General features: G+C 66.6%; 14 protein-coding genes. 3 read left to right on the top strand and 11 right to left on the bottom strand.

Features of this window, described 5'->3' with window-relative positions:
* Positions 1 to 94: 94 nt before the first annotated feature.
* The 4 genes from prpE to EGK76_RS06620 form a co-directional block, all read right to left on the bottom strand.
* Positions 95 to 1,996, bottom strand: a complete 1,902-nt coding sequence (gene prpE, locus EGK76_RS06635; RefSeq protein WP_123832088.1) for a propionate--CoA ligase — start codon at positions 1,994 to 1,996, stop codon at positions 95 to 97.
* 416 nt (positions 1,997 to 2,412) lie between these two features.
* On the bottom strand, positions 2,413 to 3,399 hold the full coding sequence (locus EGK76_RS06630; protein ID WP_123832087.1) for a malate dehydrogenase: 987 nt from the start codon (positions 3,397 to 3,399) through the stop codon (positions 2,413 to 2,415).
* A gap of 69 nt (positions 3,400 to 3,468) precedes the next feature.
* A complete protein-coding gene (locus tag EGK76_RS06625; RefSeq protein ID WP_123832086.1) occupies positions 3,469 to 4,668 on the bottom strand; it encodes an aminotransferase class I/II-fold pyridoxal phosphate-dependent enzyme in 1,200 nt (399 codons plus the stop codon).
* A gap of 135 nt (positions 4,669 to 4,803) precedes the next feature.
* The gene (locus EGK76_RS06620; protein ID WP_096297436.1) at positions 4,804 to 5,298 is read right to left on the bottom strand and encodes a peptidylprolyl isomerase; all 495 of its coding nucleotides are present in this window, start codon (positions 5,296 to 5,298) and stop codon (positions 4,804 to 4,806) included.
* A gap of 180 nt (positions 5,299 to 5,478) precedes the next feature.
* Here EGK76_RS06620 and typA point away from each other — a divergent pair, with 180 nt between their 5' ends.
* Genes typA through EGK76_RS15370 form a run of 3 tightly spaced genes read left to right on the top strand, consistent with a single transcriptional unit; the run spans position 5,479 to position 8,341 of the window.
* The gene (typA, locus tag EGK76_RS06615) at positions 5,479 to 7,308 is read left to right on the top strand and encodes a translational GTPase TypA (RefSeq protein WP_096297435.1); all 1,830 of its coding nucleotides are present in this window, start codon (positions 5,479 to 5,481) and stop codon (positions 7,306 to 7,308) included.
* On the top strand, positions 7,305 to 7,886 hold the full coding sequence (locus EGK76_RS06610) for a 2'-5' RNA ligase family protein (protein WP_096297434.1): 582 nt from the start codon (positions 7,305 to 7,307) through the stop codon (positions 7,884 to 7,886). The genes typA and EGK76_RS06610 overlap by 4 nt, the downstream gene beginning before the upstream one ends.
* Positions 7,883 to 8,341 (top strand): DUF2127 domain-containing protein, encoded by a 459-nt coding sequence (locus tag EGK76_RS15370; protein WP_157745290.1) that lies wholly within the window; start codon positions 7,883 to 7,885, stop codon positions 8,339 to 8,341. Before EGK76_RS06610 ends, EGK76_RS15370 begins: the two co-directional genes overlap by 4 nt.
* Before the next feature lie 225 nt (positions 8,342 to 8,566).
* Here the strand turns inward: EGK76_RS15370 and EGK76_RS06600 are convergent, their stop codons facing one another.
* From EGK76_RS06600 to rpsM, 7 genes are all read right to left on the bottom strand, one after another.
* Positions 8,567 to 9,967, bottom strand: coding sequence for a 3-deoxy-7-phosphoheptulonate synthase class II (locus EGK76_RS06600; RefSeq protein WP_199730877.1), 1,401 nt, complete (start codon positions 9,965 to 9,967; stop codon positions 8,567 to 8,569).
* A gap of 47 nt (positions 9,968 to 10,014) precedes the next feature.
* Positions 10,015 to 10,533 carry a disulfide bond formation protein B gene (locus tag EGK76_RS06595; protein ID WP_096297431.1) on the bottom strand — a complete coding sequence of 173 codons (519 nt, stop codon included), beginning with the start codon at positions 10,531 to 10,533 and terminating at the stop codon, positions 10,015 to 10,017.
* Positions 10,534 to 10,657: 124 nt separating this feature from the next.
* Positions 10,658 to 11,041, bottom strand: a complete 384-nt coding sequence (gene rplQ / locus EGK76_RS06590) for a 50S ribosomal protein L17 (RefSeq protein WP_096297430.1) — start codon at positions 11,039 to 11,041, stop codon at positions 10,658 to 10,660.
* Between the two features lie 182 nt (positions 11,042 to 11,223).
* The gene (rpoA, locus tag EGK76_RS06585) at positions 11,224 to 12,222 is read right to left on the bottom strand and encodes a DNA-directed RNA polymerase subunit alpha (RefSeq protein ID WP_096297429.1); all 999 of its coding nucleotides are present in this window, start codon (positions 12,220 to 12,222) and stop codon (positions 11,224 to 11,226) included.
* A 55-nt stretch (positions 12,223 to 12,277) separates the two neighbouring features.
* Positions 12,278 to 12,913 (bottom strand): 30S ribosomal protein S4, encoded by a 636-nt coding sequence (gene rpsD, locus EGK76_RS06580; RefSeq protein WP_096297428.1) that lies wholly within the window; start codon positions 12,911 to 12,913, stop codon positions 12,278 to 12,280.
* 15 nt (positions 12,914 to 12,928) lie between these two features.
* Complete coding sequence (gene rpsK / locus EGK76_RS06575) at positions 12,929 to 13,321, bottom strand: 30S ribosomal protein S11 (protein WP_096297427.1); 393 nt, start codon at positions 13,319 to 13,321, stop codon at positions 12,929 to 12,931.
* Positions 13,322 to 13,331: 10 nt separating this feature from the next.
* The gene (gene rpsM / locus EGK76_RS06570) at positions 13,332 to 13,688 is read right to left on the bottom strand and encodes a 30S ribosomal protein S13 (protein ID WP_096297426.1); all 357 of its coding nucleotides are present in this window, start codon (positions 13,686 to 13,688) and stop codon (positions 13,332 to 13,334) included.
* Positions 13,689 to 14,004: the final 316 nt, after the last annotated feature.

Genomic DNA, 14,004 nt, shown 5'->3' with positions numbered 1-14,004 from the left:
GCGCCTACCTGGCAGCGTGCTGCGAGCGATGCGGCGCCCGATCGCGCGCCCCGGCGCGCCCGCGCCCGCGCCACCCATGGCATGGCCTCGATGCCTAGCCGGCATCCGCACCCCGCTCCAGAACGCGGCGTACCTCCTCGAGCGCGGCGGGGTCGTCCAGCGTCGACAGGTCGCCAGGATCGCGCGACTCGGCCAGCGCCTGCAGCGAGCGCCGCAGCAGCTTGCCCGATCGCGTCTTGGGCAAGGCGCTGACCACGTAGACCCGCGCCGGCCGCGCGAGGGCGCCGAGCTGGTCGGCCACGGTGCGCATCATCTCGCCAGCGGTGGCGTGCTGCGCGTCCGCATCCACGGCGCCCTGCCTGAGCGTCGCGAACACGATCGGCACCTGGCCCTTGAGCGCATCGGCGACGCCGATCACCGCGGCTTCCGCGACCGCCGGATGGCTGGAGATCGCCTCCTCGATCTCGCGCGTGCCCAGCCGATGGCCGGCGACATTGATGACGTCGTCGGTGCGGCCGAGGATGAAGGTGTAGCCGTCCTCGTCCTGGATCGCCCAGTCCAGCGAGCTGTAGAGCAGCTCGTCGAAGTGCGAGAAATAGCTCGACAGGAAGCGCGCGTCGTCATTCCACACTGTGGTCATGCAGCCCGGCGGCAGCGGCGGCTGGATCACCAGCACGCCCTTGGTCCCCGGCGGCACGCGCGCACCGGTGACCTCGTCCACCACGCGCAGGTCGTAGCCCGGCGTCGGCAGGCCCGGCGAGCCGAACTTCACCGGCTTGAGCTCCACGCCGGGCATCAACGCCAGCACCGGCCAACCGGTCTCGGTCTGCCAGTAGTTGTCGATGATCGTGGTGCCGCCCAGGCCTTCGCTGATCCAGGTCGCGGTGGGCTCGTCGAGCGGCTCGCCCGCCAGGAACAGGTATTCCAGCTTCGACAGGTCGTATCGCGTGAGATGGGCGGGATCCTGTTTCTTGAGCACCCGGATCGCAGTGGGCGAGGAAAACATCGTGCGCACGCCGTAGTCGGCGCAGATCTTCCACCAGATGCCGCCATCCGGACTGGTCGGCAGGCCCTCGTAGAGGATCACCGTCGCGCCGGCGATCAGCGGGCCGTAGACATTGTAGGAGTGGCCCACTGCCCAGCCCACGTCGGACGTGGTGAACATCACCTGCCCGGGCCGGATGTCGTAGATCGACCACATCGACAGCGCCAGCGCGACCGCGTACCCGCCGACATCGCGCTGCACGCCCTTGGGTTTGCCGGTGGTGCCGGAGGTGTAGAGCAGATAGCTCGGCTCGTTGGATTCCAGCCATTCCACCGGCACGTCGGTGCCGGCAAGCTGCGCGCGGATGGTGGCGTAGTCGACGTCGCGACCCTCGACGCGCGCGTAGCCGGGGTCGAGTCCGCGATCGACGATCAGCACCTGCGGTGGCGCCGATTGCGCTTCCGCGCACGCGGCATCGATCAGCGGCTTGTACGGAATCACCTTGCCGCCGCGACTGCCGGCATCGGCGGCGATCAGCAGTGCAGGCCTGGCATCGTCGATGCGCAGCGCGAGGTTGTGCGCGGCGAACCCGCCGAAGACAACCGAGTGCACCGCGCCGATGCGCGCGCAGGCCAGCATCGCGAATGCGGCCTCGGCCATGTTCGGCATGTAGATGACCACGCGATCCCCGCGCCCGACGCCCAGGGCCCTGAGCACGGCGGCGAAATCGTTGACCTCGCGATACAGCTGCGCATAGCTGATCTCGCGCGTTTCATTGGTTTCCGTCGAGATCGCGACAAGGGCGAGCTGGTCGCCACGCGCCTCGAGATGCCGGTCGACGGCGTTGAAGCAGAGATTGGTTTCGCCGCCGGCAAACCACTTGCGGAACGGCGGGCTCGAATAGTCGAGGATCCGCTCCGGTGCCTTGTGCCAGTGGATCGCCTGCGCCTGCTCACCCCAGAACCCTTCGGGGTCCTCGATGGAGCGACGGTGGAATGCCTCGTAGCCCATGACACGCTCCCGGTAACGAGTCCAGAAGGCTAGTCCGGCGGCGGCGCCGACGCGTTTAGACGATGGTCTATCCGCATCGCCACGGACGGGCTTCCATGAAAAAGCCGGGCACGTGGCCCGGCTTCTTCCTGACTGTCCGGTGGATCACCGCCGCATTTCTCCCGCGCCAGCGGCGCGGGCGTTCGCGAAGGCCGCGGACCGATGGTCCGCAAGTCGCACCCCCGGCCCGCGCCAGCGGCGCGGGCATTCGCGAAGGCCGCGGACCGATGGTCCGCAAGTCGCACCCCCTGCCCGCGCCAGCGGCGCGGGCGTTCGCGAAGGCCGCGGACCAATGGTCCGTGTCGCACCCCCTGCCCGCGCCAGCGGCGCGGGCGTTCGCGAAGGCCGCGGACCAATGGTCCGCAAGCGGCCTTCGCTCACCCCAGAAGGTGGGCGACGCCGCTGCGCTCTTCCTCGAGCTCGGCCAGGGTCTTGTCGATGGCCTTCTGGCTGAAGTCGTCGACCTCGATGTCCTTGACCACGGTGTACTCGCCGTTCTGCGTGGTCACCGCGAAGCCGAAGATCACGCCTTCGGGAATGCCATAGCTGCCGTCGGACGGCACGCCCATCGTCACCCACTTGCCGTTGCTGCCCAGGACCCAGTCGCGGACATGGTCGATCGCGGCATTGGCCGCCGACGCGGCCGAGGACAGGCCGCGCGCCTCGATGATCGCCGCGCCGCGCTTGCCGACCTGCGGAATGAAGGTGTTGGCGTTCCAGTCGGCGTCGTTGATCTTGTCCTTGAGGCTCTCGCCGTTGGCCGTGGCGAAGCGGTAGTCGGGGTACATCGTCGGGCTGTGGTTGCCCCAGACGATCAGGCCCTCGATATCGCCGACGGCGACGCCCGCCTTGGTCGCCAGCTGGCTCAGTGCGCGGTTGTGGTCGAGACGCAGCATCGCGGTGAAATTGCGCGGATTGAGATCCGGCGCCGACTTCATGGCGATGTAGGCATTGGTGTTGGCCGGATTGCCGACCACCAGGACCTTGACGTCGCGCGAGGCCACCTTGTTCAGCGCGGCGCCCTGGGCGGTGAAGATCTTGGCGTTCTCGAGCAGCAGGTCCTTGCGCTCCATGCCCGGGCCGCGCGGACGCGCGCCGACCAGCAGGGCGATGTCGGCGTCCTTGAACGCGACTTCCGGATCATCGGTGCCGACCATGCCGGCCAGCAGCGGGAACGCGCAGTCCTCGAGCTCCATCATCACGCCCTTGAGCGCCGCCTGGGCCTTGTCGATCGGCAGTTCGAGCAGCTGCAGGATCACCGGCTGGTCCTTGCCCAGCATTTCGCCGGAAGCGATGCGGAACAGCAGGGCATAGCCGATCTGGCCGGCAGCGCCGGTCACGGCAACACGGACGGGCTTCTTCATGGTCAATCCTCTCGATTCGTTCGAACGTTCACGGGGGTGGGGAAGATCCGGGCCGCAAAGGGCGGAGGATCAGGTCAGCTCCGCGAAGAACTCGCGGATGCGGTCCAGCCCGGGCACAAGCTGCGCCTCCGGACAGGTGTAGCTGATACGCAGGGCGCGCGGCTCGCCGAAGGCCGAACCCGGCACGCAGGCCACGCCTTTCACTTCAAGCAGCGCATTGCACAGGTCGACGTCGGTGCGGATGGGCATGTCGCCATGCGACTTGCCGAAGGCGACGCTGACATCGGGAAACACATAGAACGCGCCGGCCGGCTTCGGGCAGACGATGCCCGGAATGTCCGCCAGCGCTGCCATCACCAGGTCACGGCGCGCCTGGAACTCTGCGCATTTGGCCTGGGGTACGTCCTGTGGGCCATTGAGCGCGGCAACCGCCGCAGCGGTCACCACTTCCGGCACGTTGGTGATGTGGTTGGAGTTCATCGTCGCAAATGCCGTGGCGACGCGCTCGGGGCCGGCCAGCAGGCCCACGCGCCAGCCGGGCATGCCATAGGTCTTGGACAGCGAGTCCACGAAGATCGTGCGCTCGCGCAGCTCCGGCCGCGCCTGGACCACGTTGTGGTATCCGATGCCGTCGAACACCATCGCGTTGTAGATGTCGTCGGTGACGATCCACGTATCGGGATGGCGCACCAGCACCTCGGCCAGCGCGCCGATCTCGGCCTGCGTGTAGACCATGCCGGTCGGGTTCGACGGGTTGTTGAACAGGAAGACCTTGGGCTTGCGGGCCAGCGCGGCATCAAGCTGCGCAGGGCTCAGCTTGTAGTCCTGCTCGGGCGGGCATGGCAGCAGCTGGATATCGGCGCCGACGATCTCGGCGATGTCGAGGTAGGTGGTCCAATACGGCGTGGCGAACGCGAAGCCGTCGCCCTCGTCGAGCAGCACCTCGGCCAGCGTGTAGAGGACATGCTTGGCCCCGATACCGCTGGCGCAGTGCGCTCGGGTGTAGCCCGGCAGACCGAGGCGTTCGAGATGGCCGATGAACGCATCAAGCAGCGCATCGCTGCCGCGGTTGCTGCCGTACTGTCCGCTGTCGTGATCGAGCGCCTCGCGCGCAGCGGCATAGACATGCGGACCGGGCAGAAAATTCGGCACGCCGATCGAGAAGCTGATGATGTCGCGCCCTTCAGCCTTCAGGCGCTTCGCCTTCTGGGCGACCTGCATGATGGCGCTGGGCCTGGCGCGGCCGGTACGCTTGGCAAGCTGGGGCATTGCGAACCTCCGAACGGGCAGCGCGCAGGCTGCGGCAGCCGGCGATTTTAGCAGGCGCGCTGCGTGGCCGGCGGGCGCCGCAAATGACGACGCCGCGACCGGCAGGCCGCGGCGTCGGGACAACCGGACTCGGCGTCAGGCCGCCAGGGTCTTGTTCCACTCGGCCACGCGGTCGGCCTTCGCCGCCAGCACCGCGTCGGCATCGCCCTCGATCCGGATCGACTTGATCACATCGCCCTGCTTGACCGCATCGACCACGTCCAGGCCTTCGGTGACCTTTCCGAACACGGTGTGCTTGCCGTCCAGCCAGTCGGTCTTGATGTGGGTGATGAAGAACTGGCTGCCGTTGGTGTTGGGACCGGCATTGGCCATCGACAGGACGCCGCGCTCGTGCTTGACGCCGTTGTTGGTCTCATCCTCGAACCGGTAACCCGGACCGCCGCGACCCGAACCCTCGGGGCAACCGCCCTGGATCATGAAATCGGGGATCACCCGGTGGAAAGTCAGGCCGTCATAGAACCCACGCTTGGCCAGGTTGACGAAGTTGGCCACGGTGAGCGGGGCCTTGTCGGCGAACAGCTCGACGGTGATCTGGCCACGGTCGGTATCGAATACGGCGTTCAGGGACATGAGGAATCCTGGAAGTGAAAAGGCCGCCGGAGGCCGGCGAACCGGCTAGATGCGGCCTCGGGACCCGATTTCAAGCCGCCGCGAACGGTTTCTCCATGCGGCGGCGCAACACGGTATAATTCGCAGCTCTTTTACTCACTTTTGCGCGCCCCGGTCCTCGACTCTGGCGCGGCCTTGCCTATGTCCATCGAACGCCTGCGCAACATCGCCATCGTCGCCCACGTCGACCACGGTAAGACCACCCTCGTCGATTGCCTGCTCAAGCAGTCGGGCACCCTCTCGGAGCGGACCGTCCTCACCGAGCGCGTGATGGACAGCAACGACCAGGAAAAGGAACGTGGCATCACGATCCTCGCCAAGAACACGGCGATCAACTGGAACGGCAACCGCATCAACATTGTCGACACCCCGGGCCATGCCGACTTCGGCGGCGAGGTGGAGCGCGTGCTGTCGATGGTCGACTCGGTGCTGATCCTGGTCGACGCGATGGACGGCCCGATGCCGCAGACGCGCTTCGTGACCCAGAAGGCGTTCGCGATGGGCTTCAAGCCGATCGTCGTCGTCAACAAGATCGATCGCCCCGGCGCACGTCCGGACTGGGTGATCGACCAGGTGTTCGATCTGTTCGACAAGCTCGGCGCGACCAACGAGCAGCTCGACTTCCCGATCGTCTACGCCTCGGCGCTGCACGGCTACGCCAGCCTCGATGATTCCGCGCGTTCGGGCGACATGACCCCGCTGTACGAGGCGATCATGCAGCACGTGGCGCCGCCGGAAGTGGATCGCGACGGCCCGTTCCAGATGCGCATCAGCCAGCTCGACTACAACAACTTCGTCGGCCTGATCGGCATCGGCCGCATCCAGCGCGGCAAGCTCAAGAAGAACCAGCCGGTCAGCGTCGTCGACCGCGAGGGCAAGAAGCGCCAGGGCAAGGTGGTCCAGGTGCTGGGCTTCCTGGGCCTGGAGCGCGTGGAAGTGGAAGAAGCACAGGCGGGCGACATCGTCGCGATCGCCGGCGTGCAGGATCTCTCCATCTCCGACACCGTCTGCCAGCTCGACACGCCCGAAGCCCTTCCGGCGCTGACGGTCGACGAACCGACGATCTCGATGACCTTCCAGGTCAACAACTCCCCGTTTGCCGGCAGCAAGGAACACAGCGGCGGCAAGTTCATCACCAGCCGCCAGATCCGCGAGCGCCTGGAGCGCGAGACGCTGCACAACGTGGCGCTGAAGGTCGAGGAGACCGCTGACGCCGACAAGTTCCTGGTCTCGGGCCGCGGCGAGCTGCACCTGTCGGTGCTGATCGAAAACATGCGCCGCGAAGGTTTCGAACTGGCCGTCTCGCGCCCCGAGGTCATCGTCAAGGAGATCGACGGGCAGCTGATGGAGCCGGTCGAGCAGCTCGTGGTCGACGTCGAGGAGATCCACCAGGGCGGCGTGATGGAAAAGCTGGGCACCCGCAAGGGCCAGCTCAAGAACATGGAATCTGACGGCAAGGGCCGCGTGCGCCTGGACTACATGATCCCGGCGCGAGGCCTGATCGGCTTCCAGAACGAATTCAAGACCCTGACCCAGGGCTCGGGCCTGCTGTTCCACGTGTTCGACCATTACGGGCCGAAGGAAACCGGCGCGATCGCCAAGCGCAACAACGGCGTGATGATCGCCAATGCGCCCGGCATGACGCCTGCCTACTCGCTCGGACCGCTGGAAGAGCGTGGCCGCCTGTTCGCTGCCGAAGGCGACCATGTGTACGAGGGCCAGCTGGTCGGAATCCACTCCAAGGACAACGATCTGACGGTCAACGTCATCAAGGGCAAGCCGCTGACCAACGTGCGCGCCTCGGGCAAGGACGATGCGATCAAACTGACGCCGGCGCTGAAGTACACGCTGGAGCAGGCGCTGGACTTCATCGAGGACGACGAGCTTGTCGAAGTGACCCCGAAGGAAATCCGGCTGCGCAAGAAGATGCTCACCGAGAGCGACCGCAAGCGCGCCTCCCGCGCTGCGTGAGCCAGGCGCTGTTCCCGGCATGGCGGCCGACCGCCGACGGCCGGGCGGCGCTGGCGACATTGTCACGACGATTGCAGACGGCGCGTCCATTGGACGCGCCGTCTTTGCAACTGCGCCGCCCCGACCAGTGGCATGTCACGCTCTGCTACATCGGCAACGGGTTGTCGCCTTGCGTGCCTGCGGCCCTGCGTGATGCATTCGCCGGCGCGGCGGCCCAGATTCCGCCGCATGCCTGGACCATCGAGCGTCTCGCCTACTGGCACCACTCAGGTGCCGTCGTTGCGCTGCCCGCGCCCTGCCCTTCGCTTCAGGCCTTGTGCGACGCGACGCGCGATGCGATCCGACGCGCGGGCATCGTGCCGGCGGCAGTGACCACGCGCCCGCATCTGACCCTCGCATACCTCGATCGCGGCCTGCCGGCGCAGGCCTGGCCAGGGGCCGTGGACTGCACCGGTGTTATGTTCCAGATCGAACACTTCGAGCTGCTGTTCAACCCAGGAGGCCGTTACGAGGCCTTGGGCACGTGGCCGTTGACTGGCACCACGCCGCCGCCGCATCAGGAGACGCTGTTTCCGTGAGCGACCTTGCATCCGCTTCCGAACGGGCCCTGCGTGGGATCGCGCTGTTCGAGTTCGCCAAGGGCGGGCTGGCGGTGGTGGTGGTGGCGGCACTCGCAACCATAGGCCCGGAAGCGCTGCAACACGACATCGCGGCCATACTGGGCCGCCTGGGCATCCACCGCCCGAATGCGGGCCCCACACTGCTCGATGCGATTACCCCGCACACAGTGCACATGGCGATCGCGATTGCAACGATCTACGCCAGCTTGCGGCTGCTCGAGGGCTGGGGTCTGTGGCGCCGCCGGGCCTGGGCCTCGTGGCTCGGCGCGATCGGCACCGCTGCCTACCTGCCCTTCGAACTGTATGCCCTCTGGCAGCACCCGGCCTGGGTGACCTGGGGCGTGTTCCTGCTCAATCTGGCGGTCGTCCTGCTGCTCGTGGCCGATATCCACCGACGCCGGCGCGCTGCTTGACCGCCGCGCCGGCCGCGCGGCGCCGGCAAGGCCGGAACGCGCGGCATGCCGGAACAACGAAGCAACCCGTGGCGAAGTCGATACCGGTGCCGGCGTGACAGCGACCGCCGTCGGCCACACACCTTCCAGCGGAAGTTGTCCGGCCCCGCAGGCGCCACCCGATCGATCGCAGCCAAGGCACGACCGGCAACGCCGCAGGCGCCCCCCGGGTCTGCAGCGACGGCATTATTCCCGTGCGAGCGCGCCGACCTGCACCTGCTTGCGGACGATCAGCATCGCGGTCTCAAGCGCCTGCTCGTAGTTCAGGCGCGGATCCACCGAACTCTTGTACGCGCGCTCCAGATCGACCTCGGTCAGGGCCCTGGCGCCGCCCATGCACTCGGTGACGTCCTCGCCGGTGAGCTCGAGGTGCACGCCGCCCAGACGGGTGCCGGCCGCGGCATGAATGTCGAAAGCCTGCTCGATCTCGCTGCGGATATTGTCGAAACGGCGGGTCTTGTAACCGTTGCTCGTCGACTCGGTATTGCCATGCATGGGATCGCAGATCCACAACACCCTGCGCCCTGAGCGTTGCACCGCCTCGAGCAGCGCCGGGAGGCGCGACGCGATCTGGGTCGCCCCCATGCGATGGATCAGGCTCAGTCGGCCCGGCTCGTCGTCGGGATTGAGCACGTCGATCAGGCGCAGCAGCGCGTCGGCGGTCGACGTGGGCCCAACCTTCACCCCGATCGGATTGCGGATGCCACGGAAGTACTCGACGTGCGCGCCATCGAGCGCCGCGGTGCGCACACCGATCCACGGGAAATGCGTGCTGAGGTTGAACCAGCCGCGTTGCCGCGGCACCTGCCGCGTCTGCGCTTCTTCGTAGGGCAGCAGCAAGGCCTCGTGCGAGGTATAGAAATCGACGCGGTTGAGGTTGTGGACCTGGGTGCCGGCCAGCGTCTCCATGAAGCGCACGGCGTCGCCAAGCCCCGACACCATCCGCTGGTACTCCTCGGCCAGAGGCGATTCCCCCACCCAGCCCAGGCCCCAGTATTCGGGGTGGTGCAGGTCGGCGAAGCCACCGTCGATCAGCGAGCGCACGAAATTCATCGTCATCGCCGAGCGCGCGTGCGCCTTGACCATCCGCCTGGGATCCGGGATCCGCGCCTCCGCCGTGAATGCCGGCGCGTTGACCACGTCACCGCGATAGCACGGCAGGGTCACGCCATCACGGGTTTCGGTATCGGCGGAGCGCGGCTTGGCGTACTGCCCGGCGAACCGACCCACGCGCACCACCGGCAGACGCATGCCATGCACGAGCACCAGGCTCATCTGCAACAGCACCTTCAGCCGGTTGGAGATCACGTCGGAGGTGCAGTCGCCGAAATTCTCCGCGCAGTCGCCACCCTGCAGCAGGAACCGCCGGCCTTCCTGGGCATCGGCCAGCTGCTGCTTGAGGCTCTGGATCTCCCACGACGTCACCAGCGGCGGCAGTGCCCGCAACTCTTCCTGGACGCCCGCGAGCGCCACGGGATCCGGGTACGTCGGCAGCTGCGTCGCCGGGTACGCGCGCCAACTCTCCGGCTGCCAGTCTTCGGGCACGTGTACCGGATGCATCACGGATGGGGCGGGCGACGACTGCATGGGCGTTCCTCTAGCGGGTCGTCATCATCGCAGGTTGCTGCTCTGCGTCAATTTCGCGACCGTCCCCGCCGCCCACTGCGCAAGCCCGCGTACAGCGCCACAGCCCCGAGGAGCACGAACCACAGCAGGCTCCACGCCGGCATCGACAGGCCGAGGAAGGTCCAATCGATGGTGCCGCAGTCGCCTGAACCGGTCAGGACGCGCTTGATCAGCGTCGGCGTATCGAGGGTCTCGCGCATGAAGGCGAACGGCGCGCCGCAGGTCACGAACCCGGGCGGATGCATCTGCAGCCAGACATGGCGCCCGGCGATCCCCACACCGACCGCCGCCGCAGCAAAGGCCAGCAGGCCATACGTGGCCCGCGCACCGCTGCCACGCGGCGCGTGCAGGCCGGCGACGAGCATCACGACACCCAGGGCGGCAAATGCGAGGCGCTGGAAGATGCACAGCGGACAGGGCTCGAGACCCCACTGCAGCTGGGAATAGATGGCGAATCCGATCAACGCGAAACACAGCACGGCGCCGCCGAGCATCAGCGCACGGAACGACCAGCGAAGAGGATTCATGGAGATACCGGAGGCGGGGACATACCGATTATCGTGCCGGGCCGCACAAACAAAAAGCCCGGCATTGGCCGGGCTTCCGTTCCATACGATCGGCCTGCGCGTGGGCGCAGGCCCGCTCGCGGGATTACTCGGCGTCGACTGCCGACGCCTGCGGGCGGTCGACCAGCTCGACATACGCCATCGGCGCATTGTCACCAGCGCGGAAGCCGCACTTGAGGATGCGCAGATAGCCACCCGGACGCGCGGCGTAGCGCGGGCCAAGCGTGGTGAACAGGGTGCCCACGGCTTCCTTGTCGCGCAGGCGCGCGAAGGCGAGACGGCGATTGGCGACGCTGTCGACCTTGCCCATGGTGATCAGCGGCTCTGCGACGCGGCGCAGTTCCTTGGCCTTGGGCAGGGTGGTCTTGATCAGCTCGCTCTTGATCAGCGAGGCGGCCATGTTGCGGAACATCGCTTCGCGATGGGCGCTCGTGCGGTTGAACTTGCGACCGGCTTTCTGGTGGCGCATGGGATTGAATCCTTCAGGCTTGGAATGATGGGTCTGTGTGGATCGCTGTCGCCGTCCTGGCGTTGCAACTTGGACTGCGGATGGTCCGGAACCGGTTGTCCTTCACCGGCGATCGTGGCAGGCCTCGAGGCCTGTCTCACGATGGTCGGAAGGCGCGCCCTCGGGCACGCCTTCCGGGTATATCAGCCGAGCATGCCGTGCGCGGAGACGCCGACCGGCGGCCAGTTCTCCAGCTTCATGCCCAGGGCAAGGCCACGCTGCGCGAGGACTTCCTTGATCTCGGTCAGCGACTTCTTGCCGAGGTTCGGGGTCTTGAGCAGCTCGACTTCGGTCTTCTGGATCAGGTCGCCGATGTAGTAGATGCTCTCGGCCTTGAGGCAGTTGGCCGAACGCACCGTCAGCTCGAGATCATCGATCGGACGCAGCAGGATCGGGTCGACGCCCGGGGTCTGCGGCTTCGCTGCGCCGCGGTCGCGGTGCGTGAAGTCGCCGAACACCGACAGCTGGTCGGTGAGGATGTCGGCGGCGGTGCGCACGGCTTCCTCGGCATCGATCGTGCCGTTGGTCTCGATGTCGAGCACCAGCTTGTCGAGGTCGGTGCGCTGTTCGACGCGGGCCGCTTCGACTTCGTACGCCACGCGGCGCACGGGCGAGAACGACGCGTCAAGCATCAGACGGCCGATGACGCGGGTTTCTTCATCCGGACGGCGACGGGCCGAGGCCGGCTGGTAACCGAAGCCACGCTCGATCTTCAGACGCATGTTGATCGACGCGTCCTTGGTCAGGTGGCAGATGATGTGCTCGCCGTTGAGGACCTCGACGTTGTGGTCGGTCTTGATGTCGGCAGCAGTCACGACGCCCGGACCCGACTTCGACAGCGACAGCGTGGCGCTTTCGCCGGTCCCCATGCGGATGGCGACGTCCTTGAGGTTGAGCAGGACTTCCAGCACGTCTTCCTGCAGGCCCTCGATGGTGCTGTACTCGTGCAGCACGCCGTCGATCTCGACTTCGGTGATCGCGAAGCCCGGAATCGACGACAGGAGCACGCGACGCAGGGCATTGCCCAGCGTGTGCCCGTACCCGCGCTCCAGCGGCTCGATCACGACCTTCGCACGGTTGCCGGCGAGGCGTTCGATCTGCGGGCCGCGAGGACGCAGGACCTGGTTGGCGGTAGCCGTCATGTGTGTGTGTCTCCTGAGGACCGCCGCGCTTGTCACGCGGCGGTACCTGGTTGAATTACTTCGAGTACAGCTCGACGATCAGCGCTTCGTTGATATCTGCCGGCAGATCACCACGATCCGGAACGGCCTTGAAGACACCACTGAACGCCTTGGAGTCGACTTCGACCCACGACGGCGCCAGGTCCATCGTCGACCATACGGTCAGCGCTTCCTGCACGCGGAGCTGCTTCTGCGCCTTCTCGGACAGCGCAATCGCGTCGCCCGCCTTGACCTGGTAGGACGGCAGGTTGACGGACTGGCCGTTGACCGTGACGCCGCGATGGGAGACCAGCTGGCGCGCGGCCGGACGGGTCACCGCAAAGCCCATGCGGTAGATGACGTTGTCGAGGCGGGTTTCGAGGAGCTGCAGCAGGTTTTCACCCGTGTTGCCCTTCTTGTTCGACGCCTTCTTGTAGTAGTTGCGGAACTGCCGCTCGAGCAGACCGTACGTACGCTTGACCTTCTGCTTCTCGCGAAGCTGGGTGGCGTAGTCGGACAGCTTGCTGCGACGCGCGCCGGTACCGGCACCGTGCTGGCCGGGCTTCTGCTCCAGCTTGCACTTCGAGTCGAGCGCGCGGGTCGGGCTCTTGAGGGAGAGGTCGGCGCCTTCGCGGCGCGCGAGCTTACAGGTAGGACCGATGTAACGAGCCATTTCTTTATCGCTCCTTTAGACGCGACGCTTCTTCGGCGGGCGGCATCCGTTGTGCGGGATGGGCGTCACGTCGATGATGTTGATGATCTTGTAGCCCACGTTGTTCAGCGAGCGCACGGCCGACTCACGACCCGGTCCCGGGCCCTTGATGCGGACTTCCAGCGACTTGACGCCGTAGTCGAGGGCGGCCTTGCCGGCCTTCTCGGCGGCGACCTGGGCTGCGAACGGGGTCGACTTGCGCGAGCCGCGGAAACCGGCACCGCCCGAAGTCGCCCACGAGAGCGCGTTGCCCTGGCGGTCGGTGATCGTGATGATCGTGTTGTTGAACGAAGCGTGGACATGCGCGATGCCGTCGGTGACGACGCGCTTGATCTTCTTCTTGGTCTTGGTTGCTGCGGGCTTGGCCATGGTCTATTCCTTACTTCCTGATGGCCTTGCGCGGACCCTTGCGGGTGCGTGCATTGGTCCGGGTGCGCTGGCCACGCAGCGGGAGACCACGACGGTGACGCAGGCCGCGGTAGCACGACAGGTCCATCAGACGCTTGATGGCCATGCCGATTTCGCGGCGAAGGTCGCCTTCGACCACGTACTTGCCGACTTCCGAACGCAAGCGCTCGACTTCCGGCTCCGACAGGTCGCGGATCTTGGTGTTCGATTCAACGCCTGCGGCTTCGCAGACCTTCTTCGATCGGGTACGGCCGATGCCGTAGATGCTCTGAAGCCCGACCCAGACATGCTTCTGGGCAGGCAGGTTCACACCTGCAATACGCGCCATGCGCGGATCTCCAACTGGTTTGGCTGCCAGGGGTTCAGTCCTGGCAAAAGGGAACAAGAAATGATAACAGGGCCTCGTACTTACGGGAAGTCCACGGCGCCAAGGCGCCAGAAGACCCGGCATGGGGAGCGTGCCCATGCTCCGGCGACAGTATCGGGGTGGCAGATTCGGGGATCGATTCCCTCGCCTGCCCCGCGCGCTACTCTGGCGCACGGATGTCCCGGTACCACCCGCGCACGAGACCGCCGCGCGAGTCGCCCATCTGAAGTCCGGCGCGTTGGTCCGGACTTCATGCATCGCCCGGCCGGGCGATGCG

This window comes from Luteimonas sp. 100069, from assembly GCF_003813845.1.
Classification (GTDB): Bacteria; Pseudomonadota; Gammaproteobacteria; order Xanthomonadales; family Xanthomonadaceae; genus Luteimonas; species Luteimonas chenhongjianii.
This window is presented reverse-complemented; position numbering and strand designations above follow the sequence as displayed.